Genomic DNA, 21,493 nt, shown 5'->3' with positions numbered 1-21,493 from the left:
AATTAATAATCTAAGTTAATTAGTTGCTACAAGTTTTTATATGTTTTTAATTAGCAAGGTTTATTTTTAAGACGATTTATTAATTCTTCAACATCTACAAGGGTCAGAATACAGCCATCTTTCATTAATAATTGCCCTTGAATTGGTATATTTTTTCTAGATAGTGAGTTCATTCCATGAAATAAGTCATTGTAACATGCAACTGCAAAAACACCATCAGGATTTTTCTCTTTCACTAATCGCTTTAAAAACGTTGAACCGGGAACAATGTATACTTCATAGCCATTTTCCTTTGCAACTTTAATAATTTCCCCAACTGGACATTTACTGCAAAATAAACATTCTATTCCATCAACACCCAATTTTCCAGGGCATTTTAAATCCCTTAAACAGTGCGGTAAAATTAAAATTTTATTTTTAGCTTTTTTAAATGATTCACAGTAGTAACGGTTATAAAATTCACTTGCAACTTTATAAAATGTATCTTCAGTACCTACAAGCAAAAATATCTTTAAAAGTATTGAGTAAAAGTTATTTGTAATATAAAGAGATAATTTTGGAAAAAGGATTTTGTTCTTTTTAATCAAGTAATAACCAAGTACCACTGCTGTTGTTGCGAGTAGTATAATAGTTAGTATAAGAAGTACTAGAATAATTCCAAGATATTCAAAAATATTTATGTTACTTAAAACCATTTTATCACGGGTGAGTAAATTGAACGTTTCTATTTCTTATGATTTTCAATGCCAAGAAAAATATGGCTCAAGAGTTAATTTAGAAAATTCTTGTGCTGTTGTAATAGATGTTTTACGTGCATCTACCACAATTTGTACATTAATTGAGTTGTGCAATAAGATATATATAACAGACTGTATCGAGAAAGCCAACAAAATCGAAAATTCTATAAAGATAGGGGAAAGAAACGGTAAAAAAATAGATGGCTTCAATTTTGGAAACTCCCCTGTTGAATTATTATCTAATAAATTAGAAATAAAAAAATACGTGGAAAATGGCGGAAATATTGTTCTTACAACGACTAACGGAACACGGGTTCTTGAAAATATTTCTTCAAACTACACACTTATTGGCTCGATTACAAACGCTAAATATGTTTCTAAAAAAGCTTGTGAAATTGCTTTTAAAAGTAATAAAGACATAACTCTTGTTCCTGCACATAGGGGTGGAAAATTTGCAATTGAAGATTACATATGTGCAGGATTAATTGCAGATTACATCTTAAAGTATTCTAAGGAAGAAATAGATTCAGAAAGTTTTGAAGGACTTATACCATCAAGAACCTTAACAAAAACAGACTGGGTGAGAAAAGTATTTGAGTCAAATTCTGCTAAAAATTTAAAAATCTTAGGCTACTATGAAGATATTTTATTTTCAGTTTCTAAAAACAGTCAAAAGTCCGTTGGAGTTTACGATAAAAGCTTAGGAATTATAACATCTATTTAATTTAGAAAATGATATATAATTAAAAAAGGCTTTTATAATTAATATTCTAACTTTTGCGGGGAATTATTTTAAACCCGCCATTTTACCATTTAAGTTGGACTGCTAAAAACGTAAAGGAGGAGACTAAATTGATTTGGTCCAGAGAAGAAACTCTAGATAGAGAGGATATCGAAAAAATACAGCTTGAAAGATTAAAAAATGCTGTAAAACGGGCCTATAATAACGTGCCCCTTTACAGGAACAAATTTGATAGCGTAAATTTAAAACCTGATGACATAAATTCGCTTGAAGACCTTAAAAAAGTTCCGTTTACAACTAAGGAAGATTTTAGGGAAAATTATCCGTTTAAAATGTTTGCTGTTCCAAAAAAAGAAATTATACGAATACACGGATCTTCCGGAACAACTGGAAAACCCACGGTTGTAGGATATACTAAAAAAGACATTGAAACATGGTCAGAACTCGTTGCACGAGTTATAAGTGCTACGGGAGTAACTAACGAAGATACTGCACAAGTAGCATTTGGATACGGGTTATTTACTGGAGGATTTGGACTTCACTACGGGCTTGAAAAAGTTGGGGTAACGGTAGTTCCAATGTCAAGTGGAAACACTGAAAAGCAGATAATGCTAATGAAAGATTTTGAAACTACGGTTTTAATATGCACTCCATCATATGCACTTCACATTGCAGAAGTTGCTGAAAAAATGGGTATTGACCCTAAAAAAGATTTAAAAATAAAAATCGGTCTTTTTGGAGGGGAAGGTCTTTCAGAATCTGCCAGAAAAGAACTCGAATCACGATTTTTGATGCTTGCAACATCAAACTACGGAATGAGTGAATTAATGGGGCCAGGAGTTTCTGGAGAATGCGAATACAAGGTTGGTATGCATATTTCAGAAGATCATTTTATTGCAGAAATTATTGACCCTAAAACAGGCGAAGTTTTGCCTGAAGGGGAAGTTGGAGAACTCGTAATTACTGCACTTACAAAAGAGGCACTCCCTGTTTTAAGATACCGGACTAAAGACCTGACGTCTTTAAATTATAAAAAATGCAAGTGTGGAAGAACTACTGTAAGAATGAATAAAATTAAAGGTAGAAGCGACGACATGTTAATTATTAGGGGGGTAAATGTATTCCCTTCACAAATTGAAAGTGTACTTGAAAGTATTGAAGAAATTGGGCCACATTATGAAATAATTGTTACAAAAAAAGGCCATATGGATGAATTAACAATAAACATTGAGCTTGCCGATGGAAAGTTTCTTGAAACGTACCGCTGTCTTGAACAGATAAGTAAAAAAGTAGACCATAAGTTAAAAACTGTTTTAGGATTGAGTTCAAAAATAAATATAGCCCAACCCAGAACCTTAGAACGGTTTGAAGGAAAAGCAAGACGGGTAAAAGACTTAAGAGATAACGAATAATCCAATAAATTAAACTTTTTTAAAACATTTATATTAACTAAATTTTAACTAAATTTGATTATTTTTTAACATCATAATTTCTTTTTATGTTTTAAATTTTTATATAAATAAAAAAAGAATTTTGTATGTGATTATTTTTTAAGAGTATTTCTTCTCCAGTGTCTCATTTTTGGGTGTTGCTTAACGCTTCCTTTTGTTCTTGCAATTGCAAACATAGGAACTCTCCTATTTTGTTTTAAAGCTTTTGCAAGTCTTAATTTTTTACCCAAAGGTTTATTTCCTGCCATGCTTTCACCTTTCGTGCAAATCTAGCTTTAAGTACTATTAAGCGCTTTCATGATACCATAGCTTAATTTTAAACTACAAGTATCTTTTTAAGCCAGTAACTCTCGATTGAATATGTTTTGGAAAATAAGAAAGTGGATTTTCTCCCCTATTTCTTATTATTTCCCTTATTTCCGTTTCGTAATCGGACTTTAAAAGATCTTCACTTTCAAGTTCGGATATTACGAAATAATTATTTACAAGACTCCGTATGGTTTTGTGGCCAAAACCCATCAAAGGAGTTACGTATTCAATATTTTTTCTCATTTCCAGACTCTGAATTTCAGAATGGGTTAGTTTTGGAACCCTATCATCCCTTCTCGTCCCATCAGCAATTACGCAGTATTTTTCTGAAAGAATATCTAAAACGGACTTGTGTAAAAATTGTATCCCGTTTCCAGGATAGCCGTCTTTTAAAATCATGTCCACAGATTTTTCAATTAATTCCATATCAAGTAACTCGACTTCGTGTGGAAAGCCAATTACATTTGCAGTTTCCCTTGCATGAAGATATGAATCCATTACTCCAAAATTCACAGTTATTAACTGGATTTCGTAGCCTAAATTATGCAAAATTATGGCAGAAAGGGAACTATCTTTTCCACCACTAAATAAAACATGAGCTTTCATGAATATCATTATCTTCTAGTTATTGTAACTTCTCTTTTTGTAGATTTATTCATCTCGTATATTTTATCGAGAAGTCCCTTAAAGTACTCATCAGTAAGCGGAACCGGAAGCCTACCTGCTTGAGCAAGTTGTATCAACTGAGATTCCACCTGCCGTGCAAATTCCGGTTTTGCAAGTTTTATTCTTGCTAGCCTAGACCTTGCTTCTTCAGAAAGGATTTGCCTAAGTACTTTTTGTTTTTGCATTTCATACTGCATTTGTTGCTCTTGCATTTGCCTTTGATACTCTGGATCTTGGGCTTTTGCTTGCATTTCCTGCAATTTTTTTTGTTTTATTTCTTCTGGGTCCATTTAAAAAACCCCCGAATAAAAAGGTAAATTATTGTGATAAAGCTTCTTTTACTTCTTTTGCAGTGTTGTCAACTAAGGATTGGCCTTTTGGTGCAATAATTCTTCCGCCTTTTTCCGCTTTAGCTAATAAGTTTTTAGCTTCTAAAGCTTGGAATGCTGTTCTGATGATGTTACCGCTACCTTTAACGGTTCTTTCAGGTGCACTTCCCCGGTTCTTTCTTCCACCGTAAGCGCTCCTTAATCTTTCAACGCCAACTGGTCCATTCATGTAGACTTTTCTTAAAATAGCAGCACATCTTTTGTACCACCATTCTACATCGTCTGGCCTTCTTTCTTTATGAGCACCAGTTTTAACAAACATTGCCCATTCTGGCTCTTCTACGCCCATTTCTTTTAACTTCTCTGCTAATTTTGCAATCAATTCATTAGCTGGTACATCGTAAACAGTTACCATGCAAACACCTCAATATTTACGTTCAGTTCATCCTTTTGTAACTCATATCTGGATAACCTGGACAATTAACGGATTCATAAAAATCTTTAAAATCCTTAAGACCGAGCAATCTTATTATAATAATAAAAACATGTATATAATATTTTCCCATGTTTGTTAAAAATCTTAAAAAAGCATAAAATAGAAAAAAGATTAAAATACAGGCTTTATAGGTATTTAACCGATTATTTCCGGAGGAGTGATTTTTTTGACCGTAATCCTTCGAATTCTTCGATATATTTTTCCTGCTTAATTTTCTTTGTTCCATACTTTTTCCAGCCTTCTTTCGGCTTAAAAATAGTTATTACATTTCCTACCAAACTAATTACTTCTGCACCAGTCTCTTTGGCAATTTTCTCTGCCATTTCAGCCTTATCTTCACTTTCAAGTGCACTAGTTCGTATTTTAATTTTTATAAGGCTCTTATCTTTTACTTGCCTTTTAATTTCTTCAATCGTTTTATCCATCCCTTCTTTTCCAATCCAAACAACTGGCTCAATTTCATGGGATTGTGACCTTAGAATTTTCTTAGCTTTAGATGATATTTTTATTTCAGTATTATTTTCAATCATATTCTCGCTCCTTTTCGGTTAAATATTGTTTTTAAAGCCTCAATTAATCTTTCAATTAAAACAGTAAACTCATTACAGTAATCAATAAATTAATCTGTCCGCTAAGCTATTTAAAATATCATATATATAATGTACAGTTAGTCAACATAGTATGTTATTTAAGTATAAAATAGTTTTGATGGTGCAGGTAAGTAAAGACCTGGTTTACTCATTTCCTATTATTTAAGCCATTAAGAGGCTGGTTATATGGATGTAATCGTGAACAATAACAAAAAATCTGGAAAAACTCTTAAAGATGTTATTTCAGGAGAATATTATGTAGATGGGGCAAATATTGTTATAATAAAGGAAACCCGGACTGAAACTGAAAAAGAATCAAAAAAATACCATATAAAGACCACAAAAGGCTCTTTTGTAATTGGAATAAGTGATGAAAATGAAACTGTAAACTTTTGGAATGAAAACTATAAATCCTTTGAAAATAAGCCAATCATCTGGAAAAGTGTTTCTGATGTTGCTTTTGGAAATATTGAAATAGATCTCGACATAACTAGTGAAAAGAAACATTTTAAAAAGTGGGACGTTGTACTTAGTGTTTCCGGCCTTGATAAATCGGAAGGAAATTTAATATTTGTTCAAAGGGATACCTCAGAAAGTTATGGGCTTAAAAATCCAAAAATAGGTATTTTAATCGGAGGTAAACGAGTTCTAAAAGCACTTACATCTAATGACTTGATTGTCTCTATTGAAAGAATTCGCGAGTCAAAAGAACATGTTAATTACCTCTTAACTACAGATTTAAATTTAAATCTTGAAGAAGGTTGGAAAATATATACCTACTGCACTGTAGAGTTTAACGGACCTTCAAAAAGTGTTGAACATGCCCTTGCAATTTTAGAGAATGGGACATTTGAAATTTCGGAAAATACAAATACGTATGTTACTGACTGTAGGCTTCAAACACTATTAATAGATGAAGAAAATCCTGAAGAAAGAGATAGGGGCACTATTACAGTTAGAAATATCGGTAATGGTGTTGGAAAGTTATATATCTACCAAGAAAGCCGTGTTTCATCGCTTTCACATACGGTTGTTGGAAAAATCAATAACGGTATTGAATTAATTGACTTTTCAGATAAGGGGCGAATTTCTATAAAATCTAACCCTGAACGATTAAATGCGGTTGGAAAAACACAGAAAGAAGCTAAAATGCTATTTGAAAAGCATGGAGTATCTTTAAATATAGACGGACACGTAGATGATAATTCCATAATTGTTGAACAGATTCCAGAATACACGATGGAAATATTAAAAAACAAGGAAGTTACTGTAAAGGGAATTTCTCCTGAAAAACTGATTTATATTACGATATTTGATGATAAGGCACCTAATACGGCGTGGTACTTTAGAAAAACTACCGGACTTACGACCAAAAAAATTGGAGTTATGAAGGTTTATTTTAAACATGGTGACATTTCAATGTTTGATAGAAATTCAGAATATTCAAAAGGACTTTTGCCAGAAAATATCCCAAATACTGCTCTTGAGGGTGGAACAATTGCAGTTACCAATATGGTTAAAAAATACAAAGGGTACATTGGAATAAGAACACTGAAAAATGATAAATATGGCCCTACAGGAGAAACTTTTGAAGGAACAAACGTTGTTGGAAAAGTTGTCAAAAATATAGAAATATTAAAAAATATCAAACAGGGTGAAAATATATACATTTTAGAAGTTAATAAATAATTATTTTAATGTAATATATTATTTTAATATTTTAAAAGTAATTTTCTATTTTTTATTGGGAGGATTTGTTATGGATTGGAAAGAAGTTTCTCAATATAATCCTAAATTAGACTTAAAAGAATGTTATGTATATGATACTACATTAAGGGATGGTGAACAGACTCCTGGAGTTTGTTTTACGGGTAATCAAAAGCTTGAAATTGCTAAAAAATTAGATGACCTTGGAATAAAACAAATTGAAGCCGGTTTTCCAACGGTTTCTGAAAATGAAAGAAAATGTATTAAATCAATTTCCTCTGAAGGACTTAATGCGGATATTTTGGCGCTATCAAGAGTTTTAAAGGAAGATATCGATAGGGCGATTGAATGCGATGTTGATGGAATAATCACTTTTGTTGCAACTTCGCCTATGCACCTAAAATATAAGCTACATAAGTCTTTTGAAGAAGTTGAAGAAATGGGAATGAAAGCTATCGAGTATGCAAAAGATCATGGCCTTTTTGTTGCGTTTTCTGCAGAAGATGCAACAAGAACCTCGATTGAAAATATCATAAAAATTCATAAAAATGCAGAAGATTACGGTGCAGATAGGGTCCATATTGCAGATACACTTGGATGTGCAACACCTCAATCAATGTACCAAATATGTTCTGAACTGAATAAAAGCCTGAAAAAAGCACATATTGGAGTTCATTGCCATAATGATTTTGGATTTGCAGCCATAAATTCAATATACGGACTTATGGGTGGTGCAAAGGCAGTTTCAACTACTGTTAATGGCATTGGAGAAAGGGCCGGAAATGCAGCACTAGAAGAGGTAGTAATGGCTTTAAAAGTACTTTATAATTACGATATGGGGCTAAATACTGAACTTATAATGGAAACTTCAAAGTTAGTTGAAACATATTCAAAAATCAAGGTTCCAGAAAATAAGCCTCTTGTTGGCGAAATGGTATTTTATCATGAAAGCGGAATACACGTTGATGCAGTTTTAGAAAATCCTTTAACCTATGAGCCGTTTTTACCTGAAAAAATCGGTCAAAAACGAAAAATTGTGCTTGGAAAACATTCTGGATGCAGAGCCGTTGCATATAGATTAAATGAACTTGGATTTGAAGCGACTCGTGATGAACTCTGGGAAATTGTTAAAAAAACTAAGGAAACGAGAGAACAAGGAACCGAAATAAGTGACGAAGTATTTAAAAACATTGTAACACATATTTTAAATTAAAATATTTACAATTTTTTTAAAGGTGGGATATTGTTAGAACTTATCGTTACAGGAATAATAGTTGCATTAATTGTATTTTTAATATTAAAATTCATATTTAAAATGGTGTTTACAACTGTAAAACTAGTATTATTAGTTATAGCAATAATTCTTTTAGTGTATGTTGTTAGTATGTTCATGCCTTTTTTTTAATCTAAAATAAAAAATAAAAAATAATTTTTACCTTTTTCTGGAGTGGTGACTAAGAGAAAGTATTTTGTACGTAATAAAATAGGTTTAGCAATTTTTTATTGATGACTTTGCAACCCGTATTATAATATGCACTACTGGTATATAAGTATTACGAATTTAAAAAAAATCATACTAATAATGTCGATAAACTGTTAAATAAATATTTAGTTGAAAAAAATTAAAAATAGATTTTTTAAATTACCTAGTTAAAACGGCCAAATTAGTGGAATTAGTAATATTGACACTACAGCACTAATTACCTGAAGTGGCCAGCCTGATTTTACATAGTCCTTAAATGAATAACCCCCTGGAGCCAATACTATCATGTTTGGGGGCGTAGATATAGGGGTTAAAAAACATGCTGATGAGGATACTGCAATTGCCATTAATATTGGCCTAACACTTATTCCAAAAGAATCTGCCATTGCAATGCCAATTGGAATCATCAACGCTGCTGTAGCAGTATTTGACATTGCAGATGTTATTAAAGCAGTTAAAACATAGATTGCAATGAGTAGAAGAACTGGACTTTGAATGTATGAAAGTACCGCATTTGAAATTAGGGTTGCAGCCCCAGTTGAACTCATTGCGGACCCCAATGGAAGCATTCCTGCAAATAAAAATATGGTTGTCCAAGAAATACTTTTAAAAGCCTCTTCCATAGTAATACATCCAAACATTATAACTACACACGCTCCAAGCATAAAAGCCGTTACTAAGGGAATTGTTTCAGTTGCAGACATTAAAAGTACAAATAAAAATACAACCAGTGCTATCTTCATTTTATCATGTCTGTATTCAATAGTACTTTTTGAATAATCCACTATGCCCTTTTTTTCATTTGAAAGTAATTTATGGCCAATAGTTGCGTAATAAGCAATCCCTGAAATAAATAAAAATATTCCTAGTTTTGCAAATTCAAAAAATCCAAAAGGGGCAATACCTGATTTTTCAAGGGCATCATTTACAAGTAAGTTTGGAGGAGTTCCAATCAAAGTTAGCGTTCCCCCTAAAGATGCCGCATATGCCATAGGTATTAAAAATTTTTTAGGTGAAAGACTTGCAGATGCACATATTCCAATTATTATCGGTATAAATGCAGCTGTAGTTCCAGTATTTGATAAAAACGCTGACATTAATCCAATAGAAAACATTGTAAGTACGATTAATTTTACGGGGTCCTTTCCTGCAAGTTTTATTGTAATTTGCCCGACTTTATCGGCAAAACCGGTTCTAAATACGGCTTCACCAAGAATAAATGCCGCCATAAAGAGTACTACCCAACTGTTTCCAAAGTCTTTAAATGCAGATGCACTCGACATTATTTCTATCCCTGGAAAACTTAGTAAAACTGGAACAAGCATTGCCGTTACAGGTAATGGTATTGCTTCGGTAAAAAAAAGTGCTGCCGCAGTAACTAAAATTATTAACGTTATTACTGCATTTTGGTGATTTATCCCGTCTTCAGAGGTTCCTTCAGGGTAAGAAATCTTTGTAAATCCCATTAATAGTAATGAAAATAGTATTATTATCCATGCTGATTTTTTCATGCATTTTACCTTTATCCAAGTTATATTCATCTAATATATTTAAAAATGCTAGCTTGATACTATTTAAAAATCGTAATATTTATGTATAGCCATTTGAATTTGAAGATTTTTAAAAAGAATTTTAACATTAACTTGAAAATAAAGGAAAATAAAAAAGGTAAAAAAAGTAAAAAGGTTATGCTCTAGCTTCCTTAGCTTTAGGCCGTAAGTTGCTGTAGCCACATTTTCTACATTTTTCTGCTTTCCATGAGTTTCTTGCATTACACTTCATGCATATCCTTTTCATGAATACTCTTTTGATTGCTTCTTCAAATGCCATAATTTCACCTGTTTCGCGTAGTGTTTAAAATTTCGTTCTGAATACGTATGATTTCTTCAGATGTTTTTCCACAATACTTTTCAAGTAATTCTTTATTAACTTCTATAAAAGTGTTTGCCCATTTGAAACCATCTAATAAAGAGAGGGCCTCATTTTTATAGTTTGCTATGTATAGTGTTGCAACTATTGCTTCTAATGTAGTCAGCTTACAGGGTTTTCCGTAATTTACAGGATTTGCTGCAATTAAAAAGGGTAAAACTCGCTGATTTTTTGCATTTGTTTTTTTAAATACTACTTCAGCCTGTTTCCATGAACAATCAAGGCCCAATATACCGTATTTTTCAATAATATCCCTATCTTCTATAGAAACAGTTTTTTCAGAATACGGGTTTAACAAAATTGCATTTCTTGGAACTTTTTTTACGTTAGTTATTATTGAAGCATAATTCAACTTTCCCATTTTTAATGCGGTGCATCGCTTTGGGTCGCACTGTTTTTCATGATATATGAAAAGTTTCATTGGAAATCACAAGATATATATGATAAATGACTTATGATGTTTTGAAATTTAAACCTACTGGTGATAAATTGAATTTAAAAAATGAGTATGCAGGGTTTTTATTAAGTGGCGAACATGAACATCTCCCCTTTTCAGAATTAAATGCCCTTTTAGAAATATTTAATATTAAAGCTGAAAATTTAAAAATATTTAAAAATTATGCTGTATTTAATGGAATTATTTCAAAAGAAAATATTCAAAATATAGTAAAAAGAGGAGGATATATTAACGAAGGGCATTTAATTCTTTTTGAGTGTCCCTTTGATGAATTTAACTTAGAAAAAAGTATCGAAGAACTTTATAGAATTTCCGAAATTACGGATTTTCCAATTTCTAAAAATGAAACTTTTGCAGTTAGAGTACATAAGTTAGACCGTGAAAAAGTTGCTAAATCCATGGAAATAGAAAGAAAAATGGGTTCTATCATAAAAAGTAAAACCTTTTCGAGCGTTAATCTTAAAAACCCTGAAAAAACCATAAAAATCGTAATTTCGGATAATTTAGCATATGTGTCAGTAGTTCTTGAAAAAAGGGATGTTGAATACTTTCAAAATAACCGGCCACATTTAAGAGCTTACTTTCATCCAGGGTGCATAATGCCAAAGCTTGCACGCTGCATGGTAAATCTTTCAAGGATTAACGAAAATGATATTTTACTTGATCCGTTTTGTGGAACTGGCGGTTTTTTAATAGAAGCCGGATTAATAGGATGTAATGTAATTGGAAGTGATATAGATGAACAAATGGTAAACGGTGCCATTTTAAATCTAAATACTTACGACTTATCTAAAAAAACAATATCAATCAAAAAATGGAATGCAAAAAATATATTAGACTACCTAAAAAGCCTCAATATCGAGAAAATAGATGCTGTTGTCACTGATCCGCCCTATGGAATATCAACTTCAAAAAAAGGGGATATTTTGGAAATATTTGAAGGAATAGTGGAAATATTAAAAAAAGGAGATTATTTAGTGTTTGCTGCCCCAAATAAAATGAAATTAAATTTAGAATTAACCGAATTTTATGAAATGAGGGTTCATAAAAGCCTTACAAGATACATTCATGTTTACAAAAAATAATTAGAGAACCATTAAAAAATTAATAAAAAAATATTTATAAGTTTTTTAATCATATTTAAAGTCTTCAAGTTCTTTTTTAACTTCTTCTAAACTTGTATTATCCTCTAAAGTCGTAACATCCCCAAGTTCTTCCCCCATTATTAATTTTTTCAATATTCTTCTCATAATTTTTCCACTTCTTGTTTTTGGAAGCTTATTTACAAAGAAAATCATTGAAGGAGCTCCAACCGGGCCTACGGTATCTCGAACATGGTTTATAAGGGTAGATTTCAATTCATCTGAAGGTAAATCCCGGTAATTTTCATTTAATATTATAAATGCAACTGGGACTTCACCTTTTATATCGTCAGGTTTTCCAATTACTGCTGCTTCTGCAACCATTTTATTTGAAACTAATTCGTGTTCAAGTTCTGCTGTACCAATCCGATGTCCTGCAACATTTAAAACTTCATCAGCACGTCCAAGTACCCAAATATATCCATCTTTATCTTTTATAGCATAATCTGAAGTTGAAAATTTGTTTTTAAATCTTTCCCAGTAAGCATTTCGGTATCTTGAATCGTTATTCCAAAGGCCCATTAACATTCCTGGCCAAGGGCTTTTTATAATCAAATTTCCTTTAGTATCTGGAGATACCGGATTTCCATCGTTATCAACGACATCTAAATCAATTCCAATTCCTGGAAACGTTGCAGAACCCGGTTTTAATGGAACTGATTGTATCCCTATTGGGGGATATATCATGTGCCCTCCGGTTTCAGTTTGCCAGTAGCAATCGCATATTGGACATTTTTCATTTCCGACTGTTTTGTAATACCATTTCCATGCCCTAGGATTTATTGGCTCCCCGACACTCCCTAAAAGTCTTAATGTTGATAAATCATTTTTATTTACCCATTTTTCACCATACATCATTAGCATTCTTATTGCAGTTGGTGCAGTATATAATATTGTAACTCCATGCCTTTCAACAGTCTTCCAAAGTCGATCTGGCTCAGGATAATCAATTGCTCCCTCATATAATACAATTGTGGCCCCAAGGGAAAGCGGCCCATATACCACATAAGAGTGTCCGGTAATCCAACCTATGTCAGCAGTACACCAAAACACGTCCATTTCATTTAATCCCCATGTCCAGTCCATTGTTTTTGATGCATAGGTTAAATAACCGCCCGTAGAATGAACTACACCTTTTGGACTTCCAGTTGTACCACTGGTATATAATATAAAAAGTGGATGGTTTGAATCGACGGGAACTGGTTCAACGTAGCTTTTAGCACCCTCCATAAGTTCGTGCCAGTAGTAATCACGTCCTGAATCTAATTTTAACTCCTCATTACCCCTTTGAACATAAACCACGTGTTTTATTGAATTACAATTAAATATAGCTTTATCAACTATTTTTTTCAAATTTACTTCTTTTCCACGCCGGTATAAAATGTTTGAAGTAACAATTACCTTTGACTTTGAATCATTAATCCTGTCAGAAAGTGCTTCAGATGAAAATCCAGAAAATACAACGTTGTGGATTGCACCAATTCTAGAACATGCAAGCATTGAAATAATTGCTTCAGTCATCATTGGCATATAAATTGTTACAACGTCACCTTTTTCAACGCCTAAGTTCTCTAAAACGTTTGCAAACTTATTTACCTGCCGATATAATTCATAATAGGTTAAAATTCCGCATGTTCCATCTTCATTTTCACAAATTATTGCTGCTTTGTTTCTGCGGTTTCCTTTAATATGTCTATCAACGCAGTTGTAGCTTGCATTTAATATTCCCCCTTTAAACCATTTTGCATATGGGGGATCCCATTCTAAGACTTTATCCCAGTTTTTTCCCATTCTAAACACTTTGCATGTTCTCCCCAAAATTTTTCAGGGTCATCTCGTGCTTCCTTTTGAAGGGAAGAGTATTTTTCAAGCATTATATATTTGTCGTCAGTTTGCATTTTATCCCTCATATAATTTATCATTATTAATCATTATAGATACGACAAAGTATATATAAATTTTGATTTAAATATTTCTGATACGTCAAGAATCGAATATTCTTTAGTATTACTACCTAAATTTAAGAAATAGCTCAGTTGGTAGTTTAATATGAGTTAACTAATGGTTCAATCGATAACTTAGTTTAAAGATTGTTAGAATATGTTTACAGCTACCATGTTTGGACTAATAATAAATTATATTAGTGTTTAGTATGATATGTATCTTACTTTTAATTAACAGACTAAATGGAATTTTTAAGCGAATTGCACAACTTTACAATAGATTGATTGATTATTTCCTGGTGATATATTGAAACAGATTGCATTTTACGGAAAAGGAGGGATTGGAAAGTCAACTACAGTATGTAACTTAGCCGCAGCACTGTCAAAAAGCGGAAAAAAGGTTATTGTCGTTGGTTGTGATCCAAAACATGACTGTACATCAAATTTAAGAGGTGGAATAGAAATTCCAACCGTTTTAGACATTTTAAGAGAAAAAGGAATAGATACGTTGGGAATAGATACAATAATTCATGAAAATTTGCTTAAAAAAGAAGATATACTTTACAAAGGATTTAATGGCATATACTGCGTTGAAGCTGGGGGCCCTAAACCCGGATACGGTTGTGCAGGGCGAGGAGTTATTGTAGTTATTGATTTACTTAAAAAAATGAATGTTTTTAAAGATTTAGGCGTTGATATTGTTCTTTATGACGTTTTAGGAGATGTTGTTTGTGGAGGATTTGCAATGCCCTTAAGAATGGGATTAGCCGACCAAGTGTATGTTGTAACATCTTCAGACTACATGGCATTATATGCTGCAAATAATATATGTAATGGAATGAGTCAATTTGCCGTTCGTGGCGGGAGCAATTTAGGCGGCATTATTTATAACGTTAGGGGTTCAATGGACGCCTTTGATATCGTTGATGAATTTGCAAAACATTTAAATGGTAAAATAATTGGAAAGGTTCCAAATTCGTCAATAATAAATGAAGCAGAAATTGATGGAAAAACTGCGATTGAATATTCGCCTGATTCAGAAATAAGTAATATTTACATAGAACTTTCAAAAAAAATTTACGAAAACAATTCTGGAACAGTTCCAAAACCACTTGAAAATATTCAAATAATGCAGATTGGAAAAATGATTAAGGAAAGGCTTAAAAAAGAGAGGATTTTAGAATAAAAGGTGATTGTATGGATATAATTATAATTGGTGGGGGAACGTCTGGACTTCTATCCGCCCTAGTAATGGAAAAAGAAGGGCATAATGTAACAATATTTGAAAAGGAAGACGTTATTGGAGGATTATGTAGGAGCGAAAAAATAGGGGATTACACTGTAGATATTGGAGTTCATGCAATTACTATGTTAAACAACGGCCCATTAATCCGTATATTAAATAAGTATTCGAGATATATTCCAAATTTTAAAAATTACGGAGAATATTATGTTAAAACGGATAAATTAAATAAAGTACCCGTTTCGATGCATGAATGGATGACTACGCCAATAATTCCAAATAAGGATAAAATACTGGTTACTTCAAAAATTATGGACCTTATGACAACAGGATTTACAAAAGAAGCTTCTGTTTACGATATTATAAAAGACATGGGGTTAAACGAAACTTCGATAAACTTCTTTAACACGATTTCCTACTTTTTAAGTGGGGAAGATATGAAAAATACGCCTCTTTGGAGATTTTTTACGGGGGCAGGGTACATTCCTGAAGACGATATATTGCCCTTTATATATAAGGATATGAAAATAAATCCGTTGAAATCAACCATTGTAAAGAAATTCGGTACTGAAAGAATCATTAATATCCTAAATGATGGTTTTTTAACATCCATTAAAAACGGATCAAAAAAATACATTAATAAATTTACAAATGAACAGCGATACTGGACACAAGGGTACCCTATTGGAGGAGTTCAGTCTATTTGTAACTGCATTACATACTCACTTAAAAGTACTAAAATAAAAAATGAAGAAGTAAAAAAAATAGTAAAAGATGGCAAAAAATACGTTGTAAAGACAAATGAAGGAGAATATATTGCAGATACTATAATTTACTCTGCACCTTCGTATTTACTTCCAAAAATTGCAAAAATAGATAAAATTCAAAGAAATAAGGAAAAATTGAAAAATATCAAATTTACAAAGTCAACCACAATTTGGGTAGGGGACAAAACAAACTATTTTCCATACATGGGTTCTGAAATATGGATTGATAATCCATGCTGGGCTTCAACGGTTTCAAATTATGATGAATCCCTTGCTCCAAAAGGGAAACATTTGATGGGATTTTCTTTCGTAAATTCAACAAAAGAAAGAGCACTCGAAACTATTGAAAATAAATTAAATATTAACCTAGATAAAGCCGACATGGTATATGTTCAAGAAACTATCCCTGAACAAGCTTCCTGTTCAATTGGGCAGTTTTTTGTGTATCCAAAAATAGATGACAGTTTTTATGTTGTGGGAACGGATGCAGACCCAAGAAGTATGGGCATTACAAGGGCCGCATACTCTGTAGAAGTCATGATTTCTGAATTCAAAAATGTATACGATACTCCAAAAAACATATAAACAAAAAAACTAACTTCGAACTTTAAAACGGTGAAATTATGAAAAGGTTACTTGAAAATTCGTTAGAAACATGCCCCATTGTAAAAAGAGGCCCATATCATTATTTTATCCATCCAATATCCGATGGCGTGCCACTAGTTGAGCCCGAACTTTTAAGGGATGTGTCAACAAGGGTAATAAAAATGATTGATACAAATGTTGATAAAATAGTAACTGCTGAAGCTATGGGAATCCCGATTGTAACTGCTGTATCTATTGCAACAGATATTCCCTATGTAATAATGAGAAAAAGAGAATATTTGCTTGAAGGTGAAGTTCCAGTCCATCAAGAAACAGGATACAGTAAAGGAGAACTCTATTTAAATGGAATAAATAAAGGAGACAAGGTTGTAATCCTTGATGATGTTATTTCAACAGGAGGAACTCTTGTTGCAATAATTCGTGCATTAAAAAGAGCGGGTGCCGACATTAAAGATGTAGTGTGCATTATTGATAGGGGCCAAGGTAAAAATATTGTTGAAAAAGAAACGGGTTATAAAGTAAAAACTCTTGTAAAAATTGAAGTTGTTGATGGTAAAGTAAAAATTTTAGAATGATTTGGTGGAACCGTGAAGATAAATCCTACAAAAATCGTTTGTATAGGATTAAATTACATAGACCATGCAAAAGAGCTAAATATGGACCTTCCAAAGGAACCTGTGATATTTTTAAAGCCAGTTTCTTCGATAATATATAATAATGACAGGATAAAAATTCCAGAAATGTCAAAACAGATAGATTACGAAGCAGAACTTGCAATCGTTATACAAAAAACCTGTAAGTCGGTTAAAAAAGAAGAAGCTAAAAAATACATTAAAGGCTACACAATACTAAACGATATTACTGCACGGGATTTGCAGAATAAAGACATTCAGTGGACTCGTGCAAAATCTTTTGACACGTTTTGCCCAATTGGGCCTAGAATTGTATCGGATATTAACCCTGAAAATCTTAACATTAAGTTAAAAGTAAATGGGGAAATAAGACAGCAATCAAACACTGAAAAAATGGTATTTAATGTTTATAAAATAGTAGAATTCGTCTCTTCAATAATGACACTTTATCCTGATGATATAATATCTACTGGAACGCCACCTGGAGTTGGACAACTATTTAAAGGGGATACGGTTGAAATTGAAATTGAAAATATTGGTATTTTACGAAATTTTGTAGAATAATTTAATATAAATAATTAATTCTAAATAATTAGTTTTAAAGAATTTAATCCAAATTTTAGTCTTATTTTAATTTTATAATTTAAATTATTTTGTGATAGTATGAATGTAGGAATTGTTGTTCACGGGCCTGAAATCATTGATTCAGGATTTGCAGAAAGAATTTTTGAGATTTTAAGACAAAATACTAATATTAATTTACAGATTAAGTTAGGCGGTACAATCGGTAGAGTTGCAGTAATCGATAAAAACCTTGAAAATACAATAGATATTTCTGAAAAGCTATTTCCATCAGATTCATTAAAAAAACTTGAAAATAATGATGTTTTAATTATTTTAAATTATGGAAAATCAAAAATTACAGGGCATACTTTTGGAAAAATTGTTATTGAAAGGTCAGCAGTTAAAAAGCCAATTATTCAAGTTGAAAGGCCCGGAGAAGAGGATGGAACCATTTTAATATGGAATAGTGAATATTTAGAAAAATCAAAAGATTTTAATGAAATTTCAGAAGTCATACTAATTTTAAAAGAGAGTTTAAAACTGAATGTTGAAAACTGCATAAGTGAGGGCATTTCTTTTTTTACCGATGGAAATATGTCATTTAGAAGAATACATGGGGTAGATGCCAATGAGTCAATTATGCTAAATGGAATCATTATTGGAAAAGCGTTAAATAATGAATTAGTAATTGTTTCAAAAAACGGAAAAATTGTAGATATTATTGGCGGAATTATAAAGGTGCATGGAATCGAAAAATTAGGACATATTGATTTAAAAAAAGCAGTTATTAAAACGGGAATTTTAAGAAAAAATCCTTCAAAAAATTTTGAAAGTCCAAAGTATGATTTGAATTCAAATGTAGGTGAATTGATTTTTATAAACCATGCTGGAGAAGACACTTTAGACCGTATAAAAGATAAAAAAATATGTGCTGTAATTACCGTAGGTGATGATACAACAACAATTTGCGGAGATATTCTTGCGAGGTTTGGCGTTAAAATCATTGGGATAACTAACGGTGATAAAGACGATATTTTAAAAAATCCTGCAATAACAAAGGGTTCGGCCATATTTTTAATTAAAAACCATAAAGACGACGATGTTGGAAAACTTATACATTTAACATTAAAAGATAAAAATTTTGAATCTTTTGACTATTATATAGAAAATATAAAAGATACTATGGTTAAAAATAATATTGAGTTTGAAGAAATAACTTATTAAATTATTAACTCATTAAATTATTGAAAGTGAATTTATGAAATATGTCGAATCCATAATTGATTTTTTTGAAAATAATCATGTAAAAACGATTTTTTCATATCCTGGCGAACAAATACTGCCACTTTATAGGAAATTACATGAAAATAGTAATATAAAATGTATTGACGTAAAACATGAGCAGTCTTCAGCCCATGCTGCTGATGGATATTTTAGAATAACCAATAAAACAGGAATATGTCTTTCAACTGCAGGCCCTGGTGCAACTAACCTAACAACTGGAATTGCAACTGCTTTTAAAGACTCTTCGTCAATAATTGCAATTACTGGGCGTTGTGATAAAAAGTATATTGGTAAAAACTATTTTCAAGAACTCCCAATGGAATTTTTAAATTTTAGTTCAGGATACTTCACTAAAGTTGCGGATTTATGTTATTTTAAAGAAGCTTTTACAAATTCAAAAAATCTTAAAAAACCAATTCAAATAAACATTCCTTCTAACATGTACTATGAAAATACAATAACTTCCAAAATGAATCTTGATGAATGTTTTGACAATTGCAAAATAGAAACTGCATTAAATGATATTAAAAAACATGAACATTCGAAAAACCCTGTTTTACTAATTGGCCAAGGAATATATGGAAATTTATCGTATAATGAAATAGGGGATCTAAATGATATTTTAAAAAATCTTGAAATGCCCATTGTAACGACTTATCCTGCAAGAGGGGTTGTTGATGAAAGTTTAGAAAATTGTTTTGGACTTATAGGTAGGAGGGGAAACAGTGTATCAAATTGCGCCCTTTTAAGTGCAGATACTATATTTTCAATTGGTTCAAGCTTTTCTTACAATACACTTTTTGAAAGTATCAGGGATAAAATTTTATATAAGGTCGTTCCCCTTAATTTTGGTATCAATAGTACCAGTAATATTTCAACTATTGTAAACAGTTTCAATGAAACCTTTTCAAAGGCCCTTAAAACTGATTTTCCAGACTTACGCCATAATAAGTTCCAATTTGGCGATTATTCAAATAAAATAAATGAAATACTGGTAAATTTACCAGATAATGCGATAATAACGACAGATGCAGGAAACCATACTGTTTTTGTTTCACTATTAAAAAAATGCGTGGCTCCAAAAAACATTATATCGTCTCATTCAATGGGTACTATGGGTTTTGGACTTTCAGCATCTATTGGTGTCAAATTTGGATGTCTTGATTATAATATAAATCGTGAAGTCATATCCATTAGTGGAGATGGCGGTTTTTCAATGAATATTCAAGAACTTGGAACCGTTTTTGAAAACAATTTAAAAATACTCATTATAGTAATGAAGAACAATCATTTAAACATGTTTGGCAGAATTAAAAACCCAGATTTCAACAAAATTGCCGATGCATACGGGATAGACAGTGTATACATCCAAAATGCAGACGAAATTTGTGAAAATGTGCATTACTTTTTGAAAAATAACAAACCTTACGTCATGGTCGTAGAATGCGAAAATGAAAAACTTCCAAAGCCGTTTATTTAAAAATTATATTTATTTCGGTGAAAATATGTCAAACGAATTATTTGAAACCCTTACGAGCAATATCCATTTTAACGTGACAGAATTAGGTAGAAAAACGTGGAATCAGAACTGGATAGTTCCAGAATACCTTATTACAATTGCAGGCCTTAAAAACGGTAAAAGACCAGTATTTTACTATGGAGTTACTGAAAACTACAGGACAAATTTTGTATTAAAAAAAGGAACTTCAGAAAATGGAAACAAATACATCAATGCAAGAGTATACTTTAGATTTTGTAAAGATACAATTACTGAAAAAGAAAAGTACGTTGTTGCAAATGGATTTAACGGGCTTTTACTCGCAATAAAAATAGGAAAAACTGAATTTATAAGTACTTTTAAAAATATGCTCCTTGAAGACTACCAAAGAGGAGATTTGCATACGATAGAAGTTTTAGAAAGAATGAAAGATAGAAATGTCTTTGAGTCAGTTGAAGAAAGTGCACAGTATATTGCAAACAGAGATTATAACTGGTTAATCGGCAGATTAAAATACAAAGGCAAGTTATTTAATTATTCAGGACAGGGTTACTGGTTAATTCCTTTAAAAACCCAGATGGAATTAACTAACGGCTTTAATGAAGATGAATGTGATTTAACAGTAGACCTCGAAAATACCGATGTATTTGAAAATTACTTGATATACGTAGATACGAAAAATAGTGTTGTAAGATACAATGGTGAAAGACTCTGTACTTCAGGATATTCGCTTGCAGAAGAATTAAAAAAGCACAATGATGAAAATACCTGCCCATGGTGCAGTGAAAAATTGAAATTAATTAGGACTAAAAAAGGAGAATTTTTAGGATGTTCATCATACCCAACGTGTTTATACAGGCGGTTTTTAAATAAAAAACAGTGATTCTTCTTTAAATTTTATTTATTCTTTTTTTTTGG

The 21,493-nt window shown here is 31.7% G+C and carries 22 protein-coding genes and 1 pseudogene; 13 read left to right on the top strand and 10 right to left on the bottom strand.

Going from position 1 to position 21,493, the window contains the following annotated elements; genetic code table 11:
• Positions 1 to 50: 50 nt before the first annotated feature.
• Entirely contained in the window at positions 51 to 695 is a 645-nt protein-coding gene (locus MEVAN_RS06005) for a DUF116 domain-containing protein (RefSeq protein ID WP_012065980.1), read from the bottom strand.
• Between the two features lie 19 nt (positions 696 to 714).
• Here MEVAN_RS06005 and comB point away from each other — a divergent pair, with 19 nt between their 5' ends.
• Positions 715 to 1,461 carry a 2-phosphosulfolactate phosphatase gene (comB, locus tag MEVAN_RS06000; RefSeq protein ID WP_012065979.1) on the top strand — a complete coding sequence of 249 codons (747 nt, stop codon included), beginning with the start codon at positions 715 to 717 and terminating at the stop codon, positions 1,459 to 1,461.
• A gap of 128 nt (positions 1,462 to 1,589) precedes the next feature.
• Positions 1,590 to 2,891 (top strand): phenylacetate--CoA ligase family protein, encoded by a 1,302-nt coding sequence (locus MEVAN_RS05995; RefSeq protein ID WP_012065978.1) that lies wholly within the window; start codon positions 1,590 to 1,592, stop codon positions 2,889 to 2,891.
• 131 nt (positions 2,892 to 3,022) lie between these two features.
• Here MEVAN_RS05995 and MEVAN_RS05990 read toward each other — a convergent pair whose 3' ends face one another.
• The 5 genes from MEVAN_RS05990 to yhbY all read right to left on the bottom strand — a co-directional run bounded on the left by MEVAN_RS05990 (position 3,023) and on the right by yhbY (position 5,257).
• Complete coding sequence (locus MEVAN_RS05990) at positions 3,023 to 3,178, bottom strand: 50S ribosomal protein L39e (protein ID WP_012065977.1); 156 nt, start codon at positions 3,176 to 3,178, stop codon at positions 3,023 to 3,025.
• Positions 3,179 to 3,251: 73 nt separating this feature from the next.
• Entirely contained in the window at positions 3,252 to 3,845 is a 594-nt protein-coding gene (locus tag MEVAN_RS05985) for a DUF7411 family protein (RefSeq protein ID WP_083755780.1), read from the bottom strand.
• Between the two features lie 8 nt (positions 3,846 to 3,853).
• Positions 3,854 to 4,195, bottom strand: a complete 342-nt coding sequence (locus MEVAN_RS05980; RefSeq protein WP_012065975.1) for a DNA-binding protein — start codon at positions 4,193 to 4,195, stop codon at positions 3,854 to 3,856.
• Between the two features lie 28 nt (positions 4,196 to 4,223).
• Positions 4,224 to 4,649 carry a 30S ribosomal protein S19e gene (locus MEVAN_RS05975; RefSeq protein ID WP_012065974.1) on the bottom strand — a complete coding sequence of 142 codons (426 nt, stop codon included), beginning with the start codon at positions 4,647 to 4,649 and terminating at the stop codon, positions 4,224 to 4,226.
• A 224-nt stretch (positions 4,650 to 4,873) separates the two neighbouring features.
• Positions 4,874 to 5,257, bottom strand: coding sequence for a ribosome assembly RNA-binding protein YhbY (gene yhbY, locus MEVAN_RS05970; protein WP_156769224.1), 384 nt, complete (start codon positions 5,255 to 5,257; stop codon positions 4,874 to 4,876).
• A 249-nt stretch (positions 5,258 to 5,506) separates the two neighbouring features.
• On the opposite strand from yhbY, the gene mmp3 reads away from it, so the two are divergent.
• The 3 genes from mmp3 (at position 5,507) to MEVAN_RS09000 (ending at position 8,432) form a co-directional block, all read left to right on the top strand.
• Complete coding sequence (mmp3, locus tag MEVAN_RS05965; RefSeq protein ID WP_012065972.1) at positions 5,507 to 7,009, top strand: methyl-coenzyme M reductase-associated protein Mmp3; 1,503 nt, start codon at positions 5,507 to 5,509, stop codon at positions 7,007 to 7,009.
• Between the two features lie 70 nt (positions 7,010 to 7,079).
• Positions 7,080 to 8,240: a homocitrate synthase family protein gene (locus MEVAN_RS05960; protein WP_012065971.1), complete on the top strand. Its 1,161-nt coding sequence runs from the start codon at positions 7,080 to 7,082 to the stop codon at positions 8,238 to 8,240.
• Positions 8,241 to 8,270: 30 nt separating this feature from the next.
• The gene (locus MEVAN_RS09000) at positions 8,271 to 8,432 is read left to right on the top strand and encodes a hypothetical protein (protein ID WP_198002517.1); all 162 of its coding nucleotides are present in this window, start codon (positions 8,271 to 8,273) and stop codon (positions 8,430 to 8,432) included.
• A 245-nt stretch (positions 8,433 to 8,677) separates the two neighbouring features.
• Here MEVAN_RS09000 and MEVAN_RS05955 read toward each other — a convergent pair whose 3' ends face one another.
• The 3 genes from MEVAN_RS05955 to MEVAN_RS05945 form a co-directional block, all read right to left on the bottom strand.
• Positions 8,678 to 10,021 (bottom strand): SLC13 family permease, encoded by a 1,344-nt coding sequence (locus tag MEVAN_RS05955; RefSeq protein WP_012065970.1) that lies wholly within the window; start codon positions 10,019 to 10,021, stop codon positions 8,678 to 8,680.
• Positions 10,022 to 10,196: 175 nt separating this feature from the next.
• The gene (locus MEVAN_RS05950; RefSeq protein ID WP_012065969.1) at positions 10,197 to 10,340 is read right to left on the bottom strand and encodes a 50S ribosomal protein L40e; all 144 of its coding nucleotides are present in this window, start codon (positions 10,338 to 10,340) and stop codon (positions 10,197 to 10,199) included.
• Between the two features lie 4 nt (positions 10,341 to 10,344).
• The gene (locus tag MEVAN_RS05945) at positions 10,345 to 10,860 is read right to left on the bottom strand and encodes a DUF367 family protein (RefSeq protein ID WP_012065968.1); all 516 of its coding nucleotides are present in this window, start codon (positions 10,858 to 10,860) and stop codon (positions 10,345 to 10,347) included.
• A gap of 68 nt (positions 10,861 to 10,928) precedes the next feature.
• Between MEVAN_RS05945 and MEVAN_RS05940 the strand changes: the two genes are divergently transcribed.
• Positions 10,929 to 11,981, top strand: a complete 1,053-nt coding sequence (locus MEVAN_RS05940; RefSeq protein ID WP_048059163.1) for a DNA methyltransferase — start codon at positions 10,929 to 10,931, stop codon at positions 11,979 to 11,981.
• A gap of 45 nt (positions 11,982 to 12,026) precedes the next feature.
• Here the strand turns inward: MEVAN_RS05940 and acs are convergent.
• Positions 12,027 to 13,936 (bottom strand): annotated as a pseudogene (gene acs / locus MEVAN_RS05935) (acetate--CoA ligase).
• Positions 13,937 to 14,288: 352 nt separating this feature from the next.
• On the opposite strand from acs, the gene nifH reads away from it, so the two are divergent.
• The 7 genes from nifH (at position 14,289) to MEVAN_RS05900 (ending at position 21,458) form a co-directional block, all read left to right on the top strand.
• Positions 14,289 to 15,167 (top strand): nitrogenase iron protein, encoded by an 879-nt coding sequence (gene nifH, locus MEVAN_RS05930; protein WP_012065966.1) that lies wholly within the window; start codon positions 14,289 to 14,291, stop codon positions 15,165 to 15,167.
• Positions 15,168 to 15,178: 11 nt separating this feature from the next.
• Entirely contained in the window at positions 15,179 to 16,576 is a 1,398-nt protein-coding gene (locus MEVAN_RS05925; RefSeq protein ID WP_012065965.1) for an FAD-dependent oxidoreductase, read from the top strand.
• 38 nt (positions 16,577 to 16,614) lie between these two features.
• Positions 16,615 to 17,172, top strand: coding sequence for a hypoxanthine/guanine phosphoribosyltransferase (gene hpt, locus MEVAN_RS05920; protein ID WP_012065964.1), 558 nt, complete (start codon positions 16,615 to 16,617; stop codon positions 17,170 to 17,172).
• 12 nt (positions 17,173 to 17,184) lie between these two features.
• Positions 17,185 to 17,793: a fumarylacetoacetate hydrolase family protein gene (locus tag MEVAN_RS05915; RefSeq protein ID WP_012065963.1), complete on the top strand. Its 609-nt coding sequence runs from the start codon at positions 17,185 to 17,187 to the stop codon at positions 17,791 to 17,793.
• A 99-nt stretch (positions 17,794 to 17,892) separates the two neighbouring features.
• Positions 17,893 to 19,017: a DUF2117 domain-containing protein gene (locus tag MEVAN_RS05910; RefSeq protein WP_012065962.1), complete on the top strand. Its 1,125-nt coding sequence runs from the start codon at positions 17,893 to 17,895 to the stop codon at positions 19,015 to 19,017.
• 34 nt (positions 19,018 to 19,051) lie between these two features.
• Positions 19,052 to 20,557: a thiamine pyrophosphate-binding protein gene (locus tag MEVAN_RS05905; protein ID WP_012065961.1), complete on the top strand. Its 1,506-nt coding sequence runs from the start codon at positions 19,052 to 19,054 to the stop codon at positions 20,555 to 20,557.
• 25 nt (positions 20,558 to 20,582) lie between these two features.
• A complete protein-coding gene (locus MEVAN_RS05900; RefSeq protein WP_048059162.1) occupies positions 20,583 to 21,458 on the top strand; it encodes a topoisomerase DNA-binding C4 zinc finger domain-containing protein in 876 nt (291 codons plus the stop codon).
• Positions 21,459 to 21,493 lie beyond the last annotated feature (35 nt).

The sequence above is a fragment of the Methanococcus vannielii SB genome (genome assembly GCF_000017165.1).
Taxonomy (GTDB): Archaea; AGJL01; Methanococci; order Methanococcales; family Methanococcaceae; genus Methanococcus; species Methanococcus vannielii.
Note: the sequence above shows the minus strand (reverse complement) of the source record. Positions and strands in the feature narration are given on the sequence as shown.

Coding starts and splice junctions, on each gene's coding strand:
- MEVAN_RS06005 (WP_012065980.1), bottom strand. CDS start 695: ATGGTTTTAAGTAACATAAATATTTTTGAATATCTTGGAATTATTCTA.
- MEVAN_RS05990 (WP_012065977.1), bottom strand. CDS start 3,178: ATGGCAGGAAATAAACCTTTGGGTAAAAAATTAAGACTTGCAAAAGCT.
- MEVAN_RS05985 (WP_083755780.1), bottom strand. CDS start 3,845: ATGAAAGCTCATGTTTTATTTAGTGGTGGAAAAGATAGTTCCCTTTCT.
- MEVAN_RS05980 (WP_012065975.1), bottom strand. CDS start 4,195: ATGGACCCAGAAGAAATAAAACAAAAAAAATTGCAGGAAATGCAAGCA.
- MEVAN_RS05975 (WP_012065974.1), bottom strand. CDS start 4,649: ATGGTAACTGTTTACGATGTACCAGCTAATGAATTGATTGCAAAATTA.
- mmp3 (WP_012065972.1), top strand. CDS start 5,507: ATGGATGTAATCGTGAACAATAACAAAAAATCTGGAAAAACTCTTAAA.
- MEVAN_RS05960 (WP_012065971.1), top strand. CDS start 7,080: ATGGATTGGAAAGAAGTTTCTCAATATAATCCTAAATTAGACTTAAAA.
- MEVAN_RS05955 (WP_012065970.1), bottom strand. CDS start 10,021: ATGAAAAAATCAGCATGGATAATAATACTATTTTCATTACTATTAATG.
- MEVAN_RS05950 (WP_012065969.1), bottom strand. CDS start 10,340: ATGGCATTTGAAGAAGCAATCAAAAGAGTATTCATGAAAAGGATATGC.
- MEVAN_RS05945 (WP_012065968.1), bottom strand. CDS start 10,860: ATGAAACTTTTCATATATCATGAAAAACAGTGCGACCCAAAGCGATGC.
- MEVAN_RS05925 (WP_012065965.1), top strand. CDS start 15,179: ATGGATATAATTATAATTGGTGGGGGAACGTCTGGACTTCTATCCGCC.
- hpt (WP_012065964.1), top strand. CDS start 16,615: ATGAAAAGGTTACTTGAAAATTCGTTAGAAACATGCCCCATTGTAAAA.
- MEVAN_RS05910 (WP_012065962.1), top strand. CDS start 17,893: ATGAATGTAGGAATTGTTGTTCACGGGCCTGAAATCATTGATTCAGGA.
- MEVAN_RS05905 (WP_012065961.1), top strand. CDS start 19,052: ATGAAATATGTCGAATCCATAATTGATTTTTTTGAAAATAATCATGTA.
- MEVAN_RS05900 (WP_048059162.1), top strand. CDS start 20,583: ATGTCAAACGAATTATTTGAAACCCTTACGAGCAATATCCATTTTAAC.